The 16,743-nt window shown below is 67.6% G+C and carries 13 protein-coding genes; 3 read left to right on the top strand and 10 right to left on the bottom strand.

Features of this window, described 5'->3' with window-relative positions:
- Window positions 1–566: 566 nt before the first annotated feature.
- Complete coding sequence (locus EKL94_RS20000) at window positions 567–1,754, top strand: benzoate/H(+) symporter BenE family transporter (RefSeq protein ID WP_126930391.1); 1,188 nt, start codon at window positions 567–569, stop codon at window positions 1,752–1,754.
- Window positions 1,755–1,760: 6 nt separating this feature from the next.
- Here the strand turns inward: EKL94_RS20000 and EKL94_RS20005 are convergent, their stop codons facing one another.
- The 5 genes from EKL94_RS20005 to egtB form a co-directional block, all read right to left on the bottom strand.
- On the bottom strand, window positions 1,761–2,534 hold the full coding sequence (locus tag EKL94_RS20005; RefSeq protein WP_126930392.1) for a DUF2628 domain-containing protein: 774 nt from the start codon (window positions 2,532–2,534) through the stop codon (window positions 1,761–1,763).
- 50 nt (window positions 2,535–2,584) lie between these two features.
- Window positions 2,585–3,451, bottom strand: coding sequence for a D-hexose-6-phosphate mutarotase (locus tag EKL94_RS20010; protein WP_126930393.1), 867 nt, complete (start codon window positions 3,449–3,451; stop codon window positions 2,585–2,587).
- Between the two features lie 40 nt (window positions 3,452–3,491).
- Entirely contained in the window at window positions 3,492–4,760 is a 1,269-nt protein-coding gene (locus EKL94_RS20015; RefSeq protein WP_126930394.1) for a lytic murein transglycosylase, read from the bottom strand.
- 84 nt (window positions 4,761–4,844) lie between these two features.
- Window positions 4,845–5,819, bottom strand: a complete 975-nt coding sequence (gene egtD, locus EKL94_RS20020) for an L-histidine N(alpha)-methyltransferase (RefSeq protein ID WP_126930395.1) — start codon at window positions 5,817–5,819, stop codon at window positions 4,845–4,847.
- The gene (gene egtB, locus EKL94_RS20025) at window positions 5,816–7,087 is read right to left on the bottom strand and encodes an ergothioneine biosynthesis protein EgtB (RefSeq protein ID WP_126930396.1); all 1,272 of its coding nucleotides are present in this window, start codon (window positions 7,085–7,087) and stop codon (window positions 5,816–5,818) included. The genes egtD and egtB overlap by 4 nt, the downstream gene beginning before the upstream one ends.
- Window positions 7,088–7,237: 150 nt before the next feature.
- On the opposite strand from egtB, the gene EKL94_RS20030 reads away from it, so the two are divergent.
- Window positions 7,238–8,518 (top strand): GGDEF domain-containing protein, encoded by a 1,281-nt coding sequence (locus EKL94_RS20030; protein ID WP_126930397.1) that lies wholly within the window; start codon window positions 7,238–7,240, stop codon window positions 8,516–8,518.
- A gap of 3 nt (window positions 8,519–8,521) precedes the next feature.
- Here EKL94_RS20030 and EKL94_RS20035 read toward each other — a convergent pair whose 3' ends face one another.
- Window positions 8,522–8,914, bottom strand: a complete 393-nt coding sequence (locus EKL94_RS20035; protein ID WP_126930398.1) for a YchJ family protein — start codon at window positions 8,912–8,914, stop codon at window positions 8,522–8,524.
- Between the two features lie 102 nt (window positions 8,915–9,016).
- On the opposite strand from EKL94_RS20035, the gene EKL94_RS20040 reads away from it, so the two are divergent.
- Window positions 9,017–9,796, top strand: a complete 780-nt coding sequence (locus EKL94_RS20040) for a sulfite exporter TauE/SafE family protein (RefSeq protein ID WP_032130226.1) — start codon at window positions 9,017–9,019, stop codon at window positions 9,794–9,796.
- A gap of 97 nt (window positions 9,797–9,893) precedes the next feature.
- On the opposite strand, the gene EKL94_RS20045 is transcribed toward EKL94_RS20040, so the two are convergent.
- The 4 genes from EKL94_RS20045 to folE form a co-directional block, all read right to left on the bottom strand.
- On the bottom strand, window positions 9,894–13,274 hold the full coding sequence (locus tag EKL94_RS20045; protein WP_126930399.1) for an ATP-binding protein: 3,381 nt from the start codon (window positions 13,272–13,274) through the stop codon (window positions 9,894–9,896).
- Between the two features lie 16 nt (window positions 13,275–13,290).
- Window positions 13,291–13,992, bottom strand: a complete 702-nt coding sequence (locus EKL94_RS20050) for a DUF4194 domain-containing protein (protein WP_046985162.1) — start codon at window positions 13,990–13,992, stop codon at window positions 13,291–13,293.
- Window positions 13,979–15,448: a DUF3375 domain-containing protein gene (locus tag EKL94_RS20055; RefSeq protein WP_032130217.1), complete on the bottom strand. Its 1,470-nt coding sequence runs from the start codon at window positions 15,446–15,448 to the stop codon at window positions 13,979–13,981. The genes EKL94_RS20050 and EKL94_RS20055 overlap by 14 nt, the downstream gene beginning before the upstream one ends.
- Window positions 15,449–15,560: 112 nt before the next feature.
- Complete coding sequence (gene folE / locus EKL94_RS20060; RefSeq protein ID WP_004141296.1) at window positions 15,561–16,172, bottom strand: GTP cyclohydrolase I FolE; 612 nt, start codon at window positions 16,170–16,172, stop codon at window positions 15,561–15,563.
- Between the last annotated feature and the right edge of the window lie 571 nt (window positions 16,173–16,743).

Raw genomic sequence — 16,743 nt, forward strand, 5'->3', positions numbered from 1 at the left:
CAATTAATAGTTGCTTGATCAAACGTCTGCAAGATGGACAATCATCCTTCCTGCAGGCGCCTTCACAAGATACCTGCGCATACTTTCAAAGATCCTGGGAAGTGGCCTCAGCGCCGCTCCCGTGTGCTGCGAAGTTTCCTTCGTAGCGAGCCGCCCATTATAGCCGGCTTTTCCGCTTCGTCAACACCTTTTTTCAAGGCCGTCTCACCGGGGTGGACGTTGTTGCCGATGCTGCTTCGTCGTTGGACCCGAAGGTCTTTCGTCGTTGCGAGCCGCCTATTATGCCGGACTTTTCGAGTCCGTCAACACCTTCGTTCGATCATCTCGTTCGTCGGTGGTGGCGTTGCTGTTTGCGTGCCGTTTCCGAAGAAGCGGTGCGCTGCAGCAAGGGAGCGAATTCTAGAGCTCCTGCAGATTTCGTCAAGCATTTTTTTGCAGGGTGATGACAGAACCAACGCAACATCATGCATGGCGTACGCTCGAAGATCCCTGTGGCGTTGACCGCGCGTTGCGCGGTCAACGCCACAAGGGCTATCAATGCACGGATGCACAGTGGAGAGACGGCAATGAACATGCAGGTGCGGCAAGCGTGGTGGCGCGACCTTTCAGTACCGGCCCTCGTAGCCGGCTTCATTACTGTGCTGGTCGGCTTCGCCAGTTCGGCCGTCATCGTGTTCCAGGCTGCGCAAGCCGTCGGTGCCAACCAGGCACAGATCGCCTCATGGATGTGGGCACTGGGTCTGGGCATGGGTGTGACCTGCATCGGGCTGTCGCTGCGCTATCGCGTGCCAGTGGTGACCGCGTGGTCGACACCCGGCGCGGCGATGCTGGTGGTCGGTGCCGGTGGCGCCTCGCTCGCTGAAGCCACCGGTGCATTCCTGCTCGCCGCGGTGCTGGGCATGCTGGCAGGCTTCTCCGGCATCTTCGCCCGATTGATGCAGCGGGTGCCGATGGCGCTGGCCGCCGGCATGCTGGCCGGGGTGCTGCTGCGCTTCGGTCTGGACGTGTTCGTGGCCATGAACACCCAACTGGTACTGGCGCTGGCCATGTTCGCCACCTGGCTGGCGGGACGCCGCCTGTTCCCGCGCTATGCGGTCATCGCCACCCTGCTGGTCGGCATCGCGGTCGCGGCCAGCCGTGGCCTGCTGCACGCACAGCAGGTGCAGCTGCAACTGGCGGTACCGCAATGGGTGACCCCATCCTTGTCCTGGACTGCGGTGGCCGGCATCGCCCTGCCCCTGTTCGTGGTCACCATGGCCTCGCAGAACATTCCGGGCGTGGCGGTGATGCGGGCATCCGGCTACGACGCCCCGGTGTCGCCGCTGATCGGCTGGATCGGTGTGGTCAATACACTACTGGCGCCGTTCGGTGCGTACGCGCTGAACCTGGCGGCAATCACCGCCGCGATCTGCATGGGCCGTGATGCACATGAGGACCCGGCACGACGCTATACCGCCGCCATGGCGGCAGGTGCCTTCTACATCGTCATCGGACTGTTCGGCGCCACCGTGGCCGCACTGTTCGCCGCCTTCCCCAAGGAGCTGGTGGCCTGCGTGGCCGGTATCGCGCTGTTCGGCACCATCGCCAACAGCCTGGCCAGTGCGCTGGCGGTAGAGCGGGACCGCGAGGCGGCACTGGTCACCTTCCTGGTCACCGCCTCGGGCGTCTCACTGGCCGGCATCGGCTCGGCGTTCTGGGGCCTGGTGGCCGGTGCCCTGTGCCTGCTGGTGCTGCGGCCCCGTCAGGGCCCCTGACCTGCCCTACCCCACCAGCGCGGCGCCGACGGTGCTCAGCACCAACGCGATGACGATGGCGATCAGTGTGGCGACCACGCTGGTGCCGCCGCGCGCGGTCAGCTCGCTGCGCAGCCGTGCGTCATCGCCGCCGGTGACGGCACGGGCCTGGGCGATCAGGCGCTGGCAGTGTGCCAGGTACCAGCTGTTGCCAAAGATGCCGGTGGTGATGCTGAGCGCGAAGGTGATGACCAGCGACAGGCCATCCGGCACATCCAGCAAGGTCTCCACCACGCTGATCAGCAGCAGCAGGCCAGCCCACATCGCCGCCAGGCGGTACATCTTGCGGTACATCATCCAGATCAGGCCGAGCAGGAATGCCGGCCAATGCCAGGTGCCACTGCCCGTGGCAATGCCCTGATCCAGCCGCCAGCGCTGGCGATAGATCGGGAAGTTGCCGCCGACCACGCTGGCGTACAAGGCCATCTCGCCCTCCAGCCCGGCAGCCGCAGCCCTATCCGGTGCAGCGACCGGCGCACGATAGGGATCGGACGGATCGCCGACACTCGGCGCGACGCCCTCAACCGCAGGGGCTGCGTCGATATCCAGGATCGGAGCCACCTCGACGGGGGTGGAATCCTGCTCCAGTTCCGCCAACGGCCGCCATGAGGGCATGTTTTCGCACCAGAGCAGGGTGCGCGCCGTGACCGTCCCTTCCCGCTGCAGCTGGCGAAGGCCGGCCAGATCCACCGGCCCACTGCTCTGCCTGCCATTGGCGTACCACCATTGTGCTTCCTGCATGTTTTCCGTCCTTGCTACCTGTATCGACAAACTGAAATCGCTGCCAGCGCCTACAGCGCGGTACTGCCCAGGGTCTGCACCAGCTGATGGCGCGCACCCGGCGCAAGCGTAATCTGCTCCGGGCCTGCGTTGGCCACTTCCAGGCATACGTAATCGCGCCAGCCCTCGCCGACATCGGCCATCCTGGCTGCCGCCTCGGCCCCTGGATTCCAGGCCACCAGCGTCTGGCTGCCTTCGCTGCGGATCTCGATCCGCCGCTGCAGTACGGGATCATGCAGCACGTAATGGCCGCCGGCACCGGAATAGATGCGATCGCTGCGACCGGGATCACGCGGATCGCGCAATGACCATGGTCCCTGTTGCAGGCGCAGCTGCGCATAGTCCTCGTACTTGTCCAGGTACTGCAGGCCATCAAGGCCCTCGACCTCGACCCGCTTGGCATCGCCCACCCGGAAATAGCTGTGCAGGGCCTGGGTGAAGGTCACCGGCGAGGTTCCGGTGTTCTCGGTGACCAGCTGCTGGCGCAGCTGGCGGCCGATGCGCAACTGCATCTGCAGGCGCAGGCCGGGATCGGCGCTGGGCGCAGGCGCCAACTGCAGCTCGACCTCGCCATCATCGCTCTGGCTGGCCTGCAGAAGCTCCCAGCGCGCGGTACGTACCAGGCCATGCGCCGGTACATCGGCACTCTGGCCCTGGCGACCGAACCACGGCCAGCACACCGGGACGCCACCGCGGATGGGCGTAGGCAGCTCGGCGCGCGTGGGCGAAAGCCACAGCAGATCGGGCTGCCCATCGGGAATGAACGACAGCAGCTGGCCACCAAACACACTCACGACCGCCGTGGCGTTGGCGGTTCGCACCTGCCAGGCCTCCAGGCCGTGATACAGGCCGGTGCTGATGTCCGGATTCGACTGCATGCGATGACGCTCCTTGAAGACCGCGGCGATGATGTCGCGGTCAACGTGCCGCCGGCAAGGCCTTCTGCCCAGCGGGTGCGATGGCGGCCGCCTCTTCCTGCAGCGTGCGCAGGATGCGCTGGCCGGCGCGGCCGTCCACCTCGCTCCAGCCCAGGCGCTGCTGCTCGGTCTGGATCGCGCGACGCGTGGCGGTACCGATCATGCCGTCGGCGGCACCAATGTCGTGACCACGGGCCAGCAGCAGGGTCTGCAGCTGGCGGCGCTCATCGCGGCCCAGGCCCGGGTCATCGGTCGGCCAGGCGGTGGCCAACCCGTTGCCGCCACGCAGCTGGTCGGCCAGCGTCGCGATCGCCAGCGCATAGCTTTCGGCGGCGTTGTAGCTGTAGATCGCGTCGTAGTTGCGGAACACCAGCAATGCCGGGCCCTTGTTGCCGGCCGGCAGCAGCAGGGCGGCGCGCGCATCCGCCGGCAGGTTGGCCGGAGCCAACGCGCTGCCATCCAGCGCGGTCACGCCCTGCGCACGCCAGTCGGCCAAGGCGCGACGCTGGGTGCGCCCGGCCTGGCTGGCGTTGAAGCCCGCAGGAACGCGGACTTCCATGCCCCACGGCTCTCCGCTGCGCCAGCCGGCGCGCTTGAGGTAGTTGGCAGTGGACGCCAGCGCATCGGGAATGCTGCCGACCAGATCACGGCGGCCATCGCCATCACCGTCCACGGCGATGCGTGCATAGGTGCTGGGCATGAACTGCGTATGCCCGAAGGCACCGGCCCAGGAACCGGTGAGCCCCTGTGCCTGCAGGTCCCCGCGGTCGATCAGCTTGAGCAGCGCCAGCAGTTCACCACGGAAGAAGGGTTGGCGACGGCCGGCACAGGACAGCGTGGCCAGTGACTGCAGCAATGGGCGCTTGCCGAACACGCGGCCGTAGTCGCTCTCCACGCCCCAGACCGCGACGATGGTGGCCGGATCGACGCCGTACTGCACCGACACCCGATCGAGCAGGTCGCGGTGCTGCTGCAGCATGGCACGACCATCGGCCACGCGCTGGCGATCGACCAGCGCGGCCAGGTAGTCCCAGATCGGCGTGGTGAATTCCGGCTGCGCATCGAGCAGGCCGAGCACGCTGGGGTCCGGGATGAGCCCGGCGGTGATCTCATTGAAGCGGTCGGCGCTGATGCCCTGGCTGGCGGCCGTGGCCTGCAGGCCCGACAGGCAGCGGCTGAAGGCCGGATCGACGCTGGCATCCGGTGCTGCAGGCAGCGCGGGGGGCGAGGCGAGAGCGGCCGCCAGGCCGAGCGTGGTCAGAATGGGCATGGCGTCCTCCGTGTTGCCGTTGCACGGCCATCTTAGGGGTAGCGGTGCTGCTGAACCTGAAGGGGTACCGGCTGGCCGTCCACCCTAGATGGCACGCAGCAGGCGCAGGCCGTAGGCGGGACTGTCGGCATTCCAGCGCTGCGTGACCTGCAGTCCCGCCTCCTGCAGCAGCGCCTCGAAGCTGTCGTCGGTGTACTTGTGGCTGTACTCCACGCGAATCGGTTCGTCGGCGGCAAAGTGAAAGGTGCGACTGTCCAGATGCACATCCTGCGGCCCGCGGCTGACCAGATCGGTTTCGATGCGCAGCCGCGCAGTGCTGTAGCGGGCACGGTGGCGGAAGCCGTCGAGGTCGAAGTCGCTGCCGATCTCGCGGTTGAGCCGGGCCAGCAGGTTGAGGGTGAATGCGGCGGTGACGCCCTGCGCGTCGTTGTAGGCCGCTTCGATCAGTGCCGGGTCCTTGTGCAGATCGATGCCGACCAGGGCCAGGCCGTCGCGGCCCATCGTCTGGCGCATCGCCCGCAGCAGTGCGACCGCGTCTTCGCCTTCAAAGTTGCCCAGCGTGGAACCGGGAAAGAACAGCAGCCGTCGCGCGGGTTCGCGTTCGGGCATGGGCACGGCGACGGGGCGGGTGAAGTCGGCACAGACCGGCAGCATCTCCACCTGGGGCAGTGCCGGTGCCAGATGGTCGATGCTGGACAGCAGCGCGGCACGCGAGATTTCAATGGGCGTGTAGGCCACCGGGTCGCGCAGGGCGGCCAGCAGCAGCGCGGTCTTGCGTCCGCTGCCGCTGCCCAGCTCCACCACGTGCAGGCGCGGGCCAACGGTGCGGGCGATATCCGGCAGCACACGCGCCAGCAGGGCCAGCTCCGTGCGCGTGGGGTAGTACTCGGGGGTCTGCGTGATCTGCTCGAACAGGCGCGAGCCGCGCGCATCGTAGAAATACTTGGACGGCAGCTGGCGCGGCGTGCGCGACAACCCGGCCACCACGTCAGCCAGGATCTGCTGGCGCCCGGGGGTGAGATCGGTCAATGCGTGCAGCGCGTCCTGCACCGTACTCATGCGGGGTCCCTGGCCAGGCGCAGCCCGGAGAACTGCCAGCGCGCCGGGGGCATGAAGAAGTTGCGGTAGCTGGCGCGCACATGGCCGCGGGGCGTCACGCAGCTGCCACCGCGCAACACCCACTGCCCGCACATGAACTTGCCGTTGTATTCACCGAGGTTGCCGGCGAAAGGGCGGAAGCCCGGGTAGGCGCCATACGCGCTGTGGGTCCATTCCCATACATCGCCGAACAGCTGACGCAGTCCACTGCCCTGCGCTGCCTGCGGGTGCAGCCGATCGTCATCAGCGAAATGGCCCCGCAGCGGCCGCGACGCGGCAGCGGCTTCCCACTCGAACTCGCTGGGCAGGCGCGCACCCGCCCAGCGGGCGCAGGCATCGGCCTCATAGTAGCTGAGGTGGCAGACCGGCGCATGCGGGTCCAGCTCGCGCCAACCGCCCAGGGTGTACTCGCGCTGCAGGGTGTCATCCCAGTACAACGGATGCCGCCAGTCCTCGGCTTCACGCACTGCCCAGCCTTCACTGAGCCACCAGCGCGGCTCGCGGTAGCCGCCGGCATCGATGAAGGCACGGTACTCGGCATTGCTGACGGGGCGCTCGGCCAGTGCGTGCGCGGGGAGCAGCACGCGATGCGCTGGCGATTCGTTGTCGTAGGCGAAGGCGGTGTGCTGCGGCCAGGCTGCGGCGCCGATGGTGACGATGCGCTCGGGTGATTCGATCCAGCCCTGCGCACTGGCAGCGCTGGTGGCCGGCTGCAGGTCCTCGCGGTAGGCGGGCTGCAACGGGTTGCACCAGAATGCATGCTTGATGTCGGTGAGCAGCAGCTCCTGGTGCTGCTGTTCGTGCTGCAGGCCCAGCTGCAGGTGCTGCAGCGCCTGCTCATCAAGGTCGCCTGCCGCCAGCCGCGATTGCACCTGTGCATCGACCTGCTGGCGGTAGTCGCGCACCTGCTGCAGCGATGGCCGCGACAGCAGCCCACGCTGCGGCCGGGCGTGCGCCGGCCCGATGCTCTTGTAGTAGCTGTTGAACAGGTAATCCCAGGCCGGATCATGCGCCGATGCAGCAGCGAAGCCCGCCAGCACGAAGCGTTCGAAGAACCAGGTGGTGTGGGCCAGGTGCCATTTGCTCGGGCTGGCGTCGGCCATGCTCTGCAACATGGCGTCCTCGGCGCTGAGCGGCGAGGCCAGTTGCATGCTGCGCGCGCGCACGCGTGCGAACTGGTGGGCGAGATCGTGCTGCGGGGCAGCGACGGCGGCGGGTACGCTGTCCATGGGGTCAGCATCGGCGCTGGATGGTGAGTGCGATGTCATGGTTCGGCGTCACTTCGTTCACATGGATGAGCCTGCCGCATTCAAGAAGCCGCCCCGAACGCCGCTAACGGCAATGCTGCGGCCGCGTCGTCACCGCGCTGGAATTCCTGCTTGCCCCTGCATCCGCTCCGCCAGCCTGCGCACTACCTGTTCGTGCTGCCCGCCCTGCTGGTTGCCGTGGTGGTATGGACCGCATTGGATACCGCAGATGTGGCCAGCCCGGCGCAGCGCATCCTGCCCTGGCTGCTGGCCTGCCTCGGCGCCGGCCTTGCCCTGCTCTACCACCAGGTACGTTCGCTGTGCCTGCTGCTGGTGGTGGCAGTCATGTTCGCGCTGCTGCACCAGGATGTCGGCGGCTACCTGCGCAATGGCCATGTCGGCGCGCTGACACCGCTGCGCTTCCATGCCATCTCGGCGTGGCTGCCATTGCTGTTCGCCGGCCTGTCGTTGTGGCCGGAGCGTGGGCGGCGCAGACACGACCTGCTGTTGCGCTCCGTCGCCAGCGGTACGGCACTGCTGATCTTCCTGCTGCTGGCCACGCAGCAGCCGCGCGGCATGCACGATCTACTGTCGAACCGTCACTGGGCGTGGATCCCGGCCGACTGGAACGCACTGGCGCAGCTGCCGGCGCTGCTGTTCCTGCTGGCCACGGCGGCACTGGGCTGGCAGGCATGGCGGCATCCGCGGCCGCTGCACACGGCAATGCTGCTGGCCCTGCTGTGCCTGTGGTGGATGCTGCCACGGGTATTCCTGCAGCCGGTGCTGCTGCCGGCGCTGAGCAGCGCCGCCCTGTTGCTGATGCTGGGTGCGATGCTGCAGGAGTCGTTCCACATGGCCTTCCGCGATGAGCTGACCGGCCTGCCCGGGCGCCGCGCATTCAACGAGACCCTGCAGCGGGCACGCGGCACCTACAGCATCGCGATGGTGGACGTGGACCACTTCAAATCGTTCAACGACACCCACGGCCACGACACCGGCGACGACGTGCTGCGCCTGGTGGCCTCGCGGCTGGCGCGGGTGGGAGATGGTGGCCGTGCGTTCCGCTATGGCGGCGAGGAGTTCGCGGTGGTGTTCCTGGACCGCCCGGCAATGGCCTGCATCGATACCGTGGAAGCCTTGCGGCAGAGCATCGAGGACACCCGCATGCAGCTGCGTGACCGCAGCACCCGCAGCCGCGACGATGACGCCGGGCGCCAGCAGCGCGGGCGCGGCGGCAGCGGACAGGTAGTGCAGGTGACGGTGAGCATCGGTCTGGCCGACACCCGCGTCGGTCCGCGGCCGGCGGCCGTGGTCAAGGCCGCCGACCAGGCGCTGTATGTCGCCAAGGACGGCGGCCGCAACCAGGTGCGCGCGCATGCCGGCCAGGACGTGCTGGCAGTGCGCGGTGGCTGATGCTCAGACCGCGTCGAGGTAGTACCAGCGGCCGTCGATGCGCAGAAAGCGGCTGTGCTCGGTCATCTTCACCGCGCTGCCGCCGCCCACCCGGTAGCGCGCGGTGAACCGGACCTCGGCGCTGTCGGCGCCGGTGACGGTGTGCTCGTGCACGGTCAGGCCCAGCCAATGCGTACGCTGGCCGGGCGCATCATCCAGCGACAGCTCGGCCGGACGTGTATCCAGGTGCCAGCTCTGGCGCAGGTAGTCGGCCAGGCCCCGCACATAGGCGCTGTAGCGCGAACGCATCAGGCGCTCGGCATCCGGCGCGGCTTCACCGGCGTGGAAGCGGCCGCAGCAGGCGGCATAGTCGGCGGGTAGGCCACAGGGGCAGGGATCAGCGGGTTTTCGGCTCATATCGGCATTGTCGCCGGGTTGCACGGATTGATCCACGCACGGCACGGGTCGCCGGGTACAGGACAGGCGTATGCTGTCGCGCCCCCACCTTGATTGATCTCCGTGCTGGAACTGGTTCCCCCCGAGTTGTGGTGGCTGGTGGTGATCGCCTTCATCGCCGGTCTTGTGGATGCCGCCGTGGGTGGCGGTGGCCTGGTGCAGCTGCCGGGACTGTTCACCGTGTTGCCGCAGCAGACGCCAGCGATGCTGTTTGGTACCAACAAGTTCAGTTCGATGTTCGGTACCGGTGCGGCCGCCTGGCGCTATGCGCGCAACGTACGCTTCCCGTGGAAACCGGTACTGTTCGCGGCCGGCACGGCCTTCATCTTCTCCTTCGCCGGGGCCACTGCAGTAAGCCTGCTGCCCAAGGACGCGGTGCGCCCGCTGGTGCTGGTGCTGCTGATCGCGATGCTGGCCTACACACTGTGGAAGAAGGACTTCGGCGCGCTGCACCGTCCGCAGGAGATCGGTCGCCGCGAGCTGGTGATCGCGCTGGCGATCGGTGCGGCAATCGGTTTCTACGACGGCTTCTTCGGGCCGGGCACCGGCAGCTTCCTGATCTTCCTGTTCGTGCGCTTCTTCGGGCTGGATTTCCTTCGCGCGTCAGCGGCGTCGAAGGTGGTGAACCTGGCCACCAATGTGGCGGCGATCTCGTTCTTCGTGCCGACCGGCAACATCCTGTGGCTGTTTGCGCTGCCGATGGCGGCGGCCAACATCATCGGTTCGGTGGTGGGCACGCGGTTGGCGCTGAAGGGCGGTACGCCGTTCATCCGCAAGCTGTTCGTGGGGCTGGTGGTGGTGCTGATCGCGCGGATGGCGTGGGATACGTTGCGCGGTGCGTGAATGAGCGTTGCCGGCCAGCGGCCGGCACTACCGGGTCATGAACCCCGCCCATGGGTAGTGCCGGCCGCTGGCCGGCATTCCCATTCAATCGGCCAGGTCAGGCCTCGGCTTCTTCCGGTTCGTTGGCCTGCTGGCGGCTACGCTCGGGCAGCTTCAGGCGCTTGCCTTCTTCGTCGTACTCGATCAGCAGCACGCCGGAGTCGTGGCGGCCGCTGATTTCGACGAAGCAGGCGCCGCCGATGAACGGTTCCAGCGTCATCACCGACTTCAGCGGGGTGGCAACCACCATCTGGAAGCCGAAGTTGTCGAAGATGTTCATCGCCAGTGCGGTGAACTCGTTGTCGGCCTTGTCGAAGGCTTCGTCGAGCACAACCGCGGCGTAGCTGGGCAGCTGGCTGTCGGCACCGCCGAGCTGGTAGCGCAGCGCGGCCGCCAGGCAGGTGGTGGCCAGCTTCTGGCGCTGGCCGCCGGACTTGCCGGCGCCGCTGCGGTAGATCTCGACCTGCTGGCGCGTTTCCGCATCCAGCTCGACGCCGATGAACTCCACGTGCATGCGCACGTCCAGCACCAGCTCGCGCCAGCGCTTGTCCTCGCCTTCCTGCGAGCCCAGGCGGTTGACCAGCTGGCGCAGCACGGTGAACTGCGATTCGGCCAGCTCGCGCTGCTCGGTCTGCTGCTGCGACAGCACTTCGCGCAGCTGCAGGTGGAACTCGCCGACTTCCGGCAGGCGGCGGTCGTTCAGTTCGATGGTCAGCAACGTACCGCGGTTGAACGGCACCTGTTCCAGGCTGGCGTTCACTTCATCCAGGCGCTGGCCGATCGACTTGCGGGCCTCGGCGCTGTGGCGCTGCAGGGCCAGCAGGTTGTTCTTGCTCTGGTTCTGCAGCAGATCGAAGAAGCGCTCTTCATGCTGCGGCAGGCCATCGCGCTCCAGGCGTTCGAGGCGTGCGAGGAAGTCCTCGGCCGAGGCCACCGACACGGTGAAGTCGCCCGATTCCTCCGGCCATTGCTGGATGAAGCGACGGAAGCAGCCGATCAGCTGGTTCTCGATGCGGTTGAGGTCCTGCTGCGAGGACGACAGCTGCTCGTTCAGCGCGTTGCTGACCTGGCGCATGTGCGCTTCCAGCGTTTCCAGGCTGAGCGGGCCCTGCTCCTGCAGGCGCTCGGAAAGACCGGCTTCCTGCTCCTGGGCCAGGCTCGGCAGCACCAGCGCACGGCTCTGCTGGCGTGCGCGGTCCAGGCGATCGCGCTCCTTGACCAGCTGGCCACGCTCGACGCGGACGTCTTCATAGGTGCGGCGGGACTGCTCGATGTCGGCGCGCACGGCGTCGATCTGCTTGGCCAGCTTGGCGAGATCGGCATTGCCTTCGCGCAGGTCGCGCAGGGTGGCCTCGATATCGGTCAGGCGCTGCTGCGGGGCGGCGATGTCGATCTCGTTCCAGCTGATGCTGACCAGCTCATGGCAGGCCAGGCGGCGTTCGTTGTCGCGATCACGCTGGCCGCGCAGGCGCGCGATGTCGGTCTCGCAGCTGGCGATGCGCTTGGCCAGTTCCTGTGCTTCGCGCTCGAAGGCGCCCACCTTGTCGTGGTTGTTGAAGCCGAGGATCCAGCGACGGCGGTCGCCCACCGCACTGCGGTCGTCCTTCTCGAAGCGGTCGCCCGGATGCTTGACCTGGCCTTCGCGGGTGATGCCGCGGTCGACGTTGCGCAGCTGCTTGGCATCCACGCACTCGTAATCGAAGCGCTTGCCGAGCTCACGGCGCAGCCAGCTTTCGAACACATGCTCGCGTAGCTCCAGCTTGTGCAGCAGCGACTTCGCCGACGGCTCGCGCGCGAACGCATCGTCGTTGCGGCGCACGCGGTAGTAGGTGAAGCGCATGCCCAGGTGGGTACGGTTCACCCACTCGGCGACGTCGTTGTAATGCTTGTCATCGACCAGCAGTGACAGCGCGAAGCCACCCAGCACACGCTCGATGGCGCCCTGCCAGCCCTGCTCTTCCGAGCGGACCTGGATCAGCTCGCCGACGAACGGCAGCGCCGCTTCGGCGATGCCGGCTTCCTCGGCCAGGCGCGCGCGCAGCTTCTGCATCGGCGCCGGGATGTTGGAGGGGGTGCGCTGCATCGCTTCGAGTTCGCTGCGCACTTCACCGAAGCGGCGCTCGTCATCGCGCTTGCCGCCGAGGCGGTCGCTGATCGCATCGTCCAGTGCCGCCGAGGCGCGCTGGCGGTCCTGCAGTTCGTTCTGCGCACGCTCGACCAGTTCGGCGAAGCCATGGGCATCGTCGGGCAGTTCGGCCTGCAGCTGCTGTGCGGCTTCCTGGGCCTGGTCACGCTTGGCCTTGCGGCGGTCGCGCTCGGCTTCGGCGCGGCCCTGCTCGCGTTCCAGTTCCTCGATGCGCTCACCGCCCTGCTGGCGGCGCTGCAGTTCCAGTTCGGCCAGGCGCTCGGTGTGGTTGTCCAGTGCGGCGCGGCGCTGGGCTTCTTCGCCAAGCAGGCCACGGTCACGCACATCCATCTCGCGCAGGCGCGCTTCGATCAGCGCCTGGCGGCGGCTTTCGCGGAAGCTGTCGACGCCGAGCTTCAGCGCTTCGTCGTCGCCTCGCTGGCGGTGCATTTCCTTCAGGTCGTTGTAGTAGGCGCGTGCCGGCAACAGGGTTTCCACCTGGCGGCGGGCGGTGACCACGGCCTGGTGCGCACCATCGAGCTCGGCGAAGTCGCTGACCAGGCGCTCGGCGGCGTCGAAGGTCTTCGGCGTGTCGAGCATGAAGTCGCGCAGGAAGACGTTGAGGTCGCCCAGGTTCTTCGCCGACTGCGTCTTGTGCAGCAGGCGCAGCGCCATCTCGTTGTCGATGCCGAGCAGGTCGCGGAAGCGCTCGGCGTAACCGGAGAAAGCGTCGAAGTGGTGCAGGTCGGACAGCTTCTGCTTGAGCTTGCGCAGGTCCAGGTCGAAGCCGCCGAGATCCTTGGCGATGTCGAACGGACGCTCGGCGATCATGTAGTGCTTGCGCACGTCACCGGCCGAGGTGCCGTTGCCGGAGATCCACAGCAGGCGCACCAGGCTGACCACGCGGCCATCGCCGGCGCGGTACTCCAGCACCAGTGCGGTCCAGGTCGCGCCCTTGCGCAGGTACTGGGTGGCGATTTCGCCGGTGCCGCTGTCCTGCTGGTCGGCCCATGCGCCACGCACGTAGGACACCAGGTTGCGGTCGCGGCCACTGCGCTCGGCTTCACGCGCGGCGGCGTTGAAGTCGACGATGGCCGGCGGCGTCAGCAGCGCGGACATGGCATCGAGCAGGGTCGACTTGCCCGAGCCGGAACGGCCGACGAACAGGAAGCCGCGCTCGGCGATCGGGACTTCGGTCAGGCCGTTGAAGGTGCCCCAGTTGTGCACCTGCAGGCGGCGCATGCGGAACTGCTGCAGGCGCGGGTCCGGCAGGCCTTCGTTGAACAGGGCGGGAGTGTGCTTGGAGATAGCCATGCGATGGTCGGGTCTCTCAGGCCTCGGCGGCCGGGGTTTCGCGCAGCTGGCGGTAGACCGCCGAAAGCTGGGACACGTCTTCGGCGGAGAACAGCAGCTTCAGCGCCGGCGAGACTTCGTGGCGGTCTTCCTGGCCGCTGAGGCGGGTCAGGATGTGGTTGTCCTTCATCTTCTGCACCGCCGAAGCGACGCGGCGGTTGAAGCCGGCGCGGTCGGTGGACAGGTTCTTTTCGTAGATGGCCAGCGCTTCGGCCATCTCGGCGTCGGCGACCACCGCGCGGTTGCCGCGCGCATCGGCCTCGGCCAGCTGCTGGCGCAGGTACAGCAGCAGCACCGAGTCGATGAAGGTCAGCGGCGAGGTGCGCAGCAGCACCGGCGCATCCACGTCTTCGGTATCGGCCTGGCGGGTGAAGGCCACGCCGCTGTCACGGTCGAGCACCAGTTCCAGGAACAGGTCCGCCAGTGACGAGCGGATGGCCGCCTCGCTGCGGATCAGTGCCGGCCACAGCTTGGCGTGGCGCAGCTGGTCGATGCTGGGGCCGATCAGCAGCTGGCACAGCGCGCGACGCGCGTCCAGCGGCAGGCGACCGGTGTCGCCGAGGTAGTACACGTCGTTGCCACGGCGGGGCTGCGCCACGGTCGCCACCGGTTCGGCTTCGTAGGCGTCTTCCGCCACGTCGGCCTGCGCTGCGTCGATGGGATCTTCATGCCAGCTCATGGCGTCTCTCCTGGGTGAACCAAACCAGCGGGATGCGGGCGCGACGGATCTGGCCGTCGCCACCACGCCATTCAGCAAGCTCCTGCTCGCCGGCGATCACGTTGCCGAAGCGCGTGCCCAGCGACAGGTAACCGATGACGCTGCCAAGACCCTGCGGCGCCTCGCGCTGCGACAGGGCCTGGGCGATGCTGAGCCGCGGCTGTGCATCGAGCAGGTCGTGCAGGTCGCGGCGCAGGGTGCGGAAGTCGATTTCGGACGAAGCGACCAGATCGCCTACGCTTTCCAGGCTGATCGCGGCCGCATCGTTGTACTCGACGTTGCCATCGACCTGGGCGCTGCGCGGATCGTGCAGCCTCCACTGCGACCATGAGCGCAGGCGGCTGGTGGTCAGCTGCAGGTCACGGCCGATGCCACGTTGCGCGGGGAACTCGTCGCGCAGGGCCAGCGCTTCGGACTGTGCCTGCTTCAGCAGCTGGTTGAGGCGGCGCTGCTCCAGATAGCCACGGCTCTGCACGAAACCGCGCAGGCTGCGCGCGAAGTTCTGCAGCACATCGTGTACCTGGCCACCGCGCTCGAGCATGGTGCTGGTGAAGCCGCGCAGGAAGTTGCGCTCGTTGCGGTCCAGGCGGCGGGCAAAGCCACGCGCCAGCACCGCTTCCAGCGCGGCATCGAGCTGGGCGCTCTGCTCGGCGTCGTTGAGCAGCCGCCAGAAGGCCTGGAAGCTGCGCCCGGCATCGCTCTCGCCGATCACGTCGACGCCTTCGAACAGCTGCGACAGCACGTCGCCACGCTCGCCCTCGTCGTCGATGATGCGTTCGCGGAAATCGCGGTTGAGCTGCTCGAAGTCGTCGCGCACGCGGCGGAAGTCCTCGGTCAGCTCGTCGGCCAGGCCGATGATCTGGCGCGCACGTTCCAGCGCGCGCTTGCCATCCAGCGCGATCACGCGGCCGGCACCGACGCGGGCGATCTCGGCGTCGATGCGGTCACGCTCGTCGCGCAGTGCCGACAGGCGTGCGTCCGGATCGGACTCGGTCTGCGCGGCCAGCTGCGAGAGCTGTTCGATGACCAGCGCCAGGCGGCTTTCGGTGGCGGCCACGCGGGCCTGCTCGAGGCCATCGGCGAAGCGGATCGCCTGCAGTGCCGCGGTCGAGAGTTCGTACTGCTCCTGGTCGGCACCTTCGGGCAGGCGACGTTCGAGCCAACCCTGGGCCAGCCAGTGCGCGATATAGGCCTGCGCGGTACGCGGCAGGTCGCGCGACAGTTCGTCGCCGTTGAGCTGGTCCAGCGCGCGTTGCAGGCGCTCGTTGAGCACCGACGACGACAGCGTGCGCTCGCCGTCCATCAGCAGGCCCTGCAGCAGGCCGATGATTTCCGGAGCGTGGTCGGCGGCGAGCAGCTTCCACTGGGGCTGTTCGCGCAGATGGCGGTAACGGGAGATGCGTTCGCGGTGCTTCATGCAGCGAAAGGAGTCATGAGGGCTGGCGGGGACGAGCAGCCGCGCACGGCGGCCGTGCAGGCAGCCGTGGGCATGCCGGCCACCAGGGGCCGGCGGGATGCGGGCAAGCGGCTCAGCGCTTGCCGCCCACTTCGATGAAGCGCAGGAACTCGGCGCGGGTACGCGCGTCGTCGCGGAAGCTGCCCAGCATCTTGGAGGTGACCATGCTGACGCCGCGCTTGTGGATGCCGCGGGTGGTCATGCATTCGTGGGCGCCTTCGACGACCACGCCGACACCGATCGGCTGCAGCACATCCTGGATGCACTGGGCGATCTGCGCGGTCATCTTCTCCTGCACCTGGAAACGGCGGGCGTAGGCTTCGACGACACGGGCCAGCTTGCTGATGCCCACCACCTTGCCGGCCGGCAGGTAGCCGACGTGCACGCGGCCGATGATCGGCGCCATGTGGTGTTCGCAGTGGCTTTCGTACTCGATGTCGCGCAGGACGATCAGTTCGTCGTAGCCGGCCACTTCCTCGAAGGTCCGCTCCATGTAGGCGCGCGGGTCGTCGCGGTAACCGCTGAACCAGTCGCCATAGGCTTCGGCGACGCGGCGGGGGGTATCCAGCAGGCCTTCACGGGACGGGTCCTCACCGGCCCAGCGCAGCAGGGTGCGCACGGCATCCTCGGCCTGGTCCTGGGTCACGTCGCCCTGCGGGGCGGCCTTTTCGTTGTTCTTGCTCATTGCGTACAGCGTCCCGAACGGGGGGCGAGCATCGTACCCGACCGGGGGGTGGGTCGTCCTGTTAGGACGGTTCATCGGGGGGTTCTTGCGGCGCCTCGTTGCTGCTGAGCGAGAGGGGGAAGGGGCAGGCCGGGCAGGACACGCCGCAAGTACGTCCCTGTAGGCTCGGCCACGGCATCCATGCCGTGGACGGTCCTGCCCGGCCTGCCCCTCCCCCTCTCCGACAAATTCCTGCGGGCGCGGCCGGACCGCCCGAAAGCGGGGTCAAAAGCGGGGGTTCATGGCTTCGGAAGCAGCGCGCCGCTGCTGTGGTGTCTTCTGCTTTGGTGGGTGCGGACCTTGGTCCGCACTGCATCTGCTTTTGCCTTTAAAGAGCCAACCCACCGCGCTCGCGGGGTGATGGGAGGGCAGCCGGGGCCGGACGGTGCAGGACACCCCGTGAACCCATCTGAGGGCTCGGCCGCTGGCGCTTATACACATCTTACCTGCCCGCGGCGCTTACGCGTGTGGAGCGCTGGCTGTGCCTCGTGTTAAAAAAAAAAAAAAAAAAAAAAAAAACAAAAAAAAACAA

The sequence above is a fragment of the Stenotrophomonas maltophilia genome, from assembly GCF_003970865.1.
GTDB classification, from domain to species: Bacteria; Pseudomonadota; Gammaproteobacteria; order Xanthomonadales; family Xanthomonadaceae; genus Stenotrophomonas; species Stenotrophomonas maltophilia_AR.

Coding starts and splice junctions, on each gene's coding strand:
- EKL94_RS20000 (WP_126930391.1), top strand. CDS start 567: ATGAACATGCAGGTGCGGCAAGCGTGGTGGCGCGACCTTTCAGTACCG.
- EKL94_RS20005 (WP_126930392.1), bottom strand. CDS start 2,534: ATGCAGGAAGCACAATGGTGGTACGCCAATGGCAGGCAGAGCAGTGGG.
- EKL94_RS20010 (WP_126930393.1), bottom strand. CDS start 3,451: ATGCAGTCGAATCCGGACATCAGCACCGGCCTGTATCACGGCCTGGAG.
- EKL94_RS20015 (WP_126930394.1), bottom strand. CDS start 4,760: ATGCCCATTCTGACCACGCTCGGCCTGGCGGCCGCTCTCGCCTCGCCC.
- egtD (WP_126930395.1), bottom strand. CDS start 5,819: ATGAGTACGGTGCAGGACGCGCTGCACGCATTGACCGATCTCACCCCC.
- egtB (WP_126930396.1), bottom strand. CDS start 7,087: ATGGACAGCGTACCCGCCGCCGTCGCTGCCCCGCAGCACGATCTCGCC.
- EKL94_RS20035 (WP_126930398.1), bottom strand. CDS start 8,914: ATGAGCCGAAAACCCGCTGATCCCTGCCCCTGTGGCCTACCCGCCGAC.
- EKL94_RS20045 (WP_126930399.1), bottom strand. CDS start 13,274: ATGGCTATCTCCAAGCACACTCCCGCCCTGTTCAACGAAGGCCTGCCG.
- EKL94_RS20050 (WP_046985162.1), bottom strand. CDS start 13,992: ATGAGCTGGCATGAAGATCCCATCGACGCAGCGCAGGCCGACGTGGCG.
- EKL94_RS20055 (WP_032130217.1), bottom strand. CDS start 15,448: ATGAAGCACCGCGAACGCATCTCCCGTTACCGCCATCTGCGCGAACAG.
- folE (WP_004141296.1), bottom strand. CDS start 16,172: ATGAGCAAGAACAACGAAAAGGCCGCCCCGCAGGGCGACGTGACCCAG.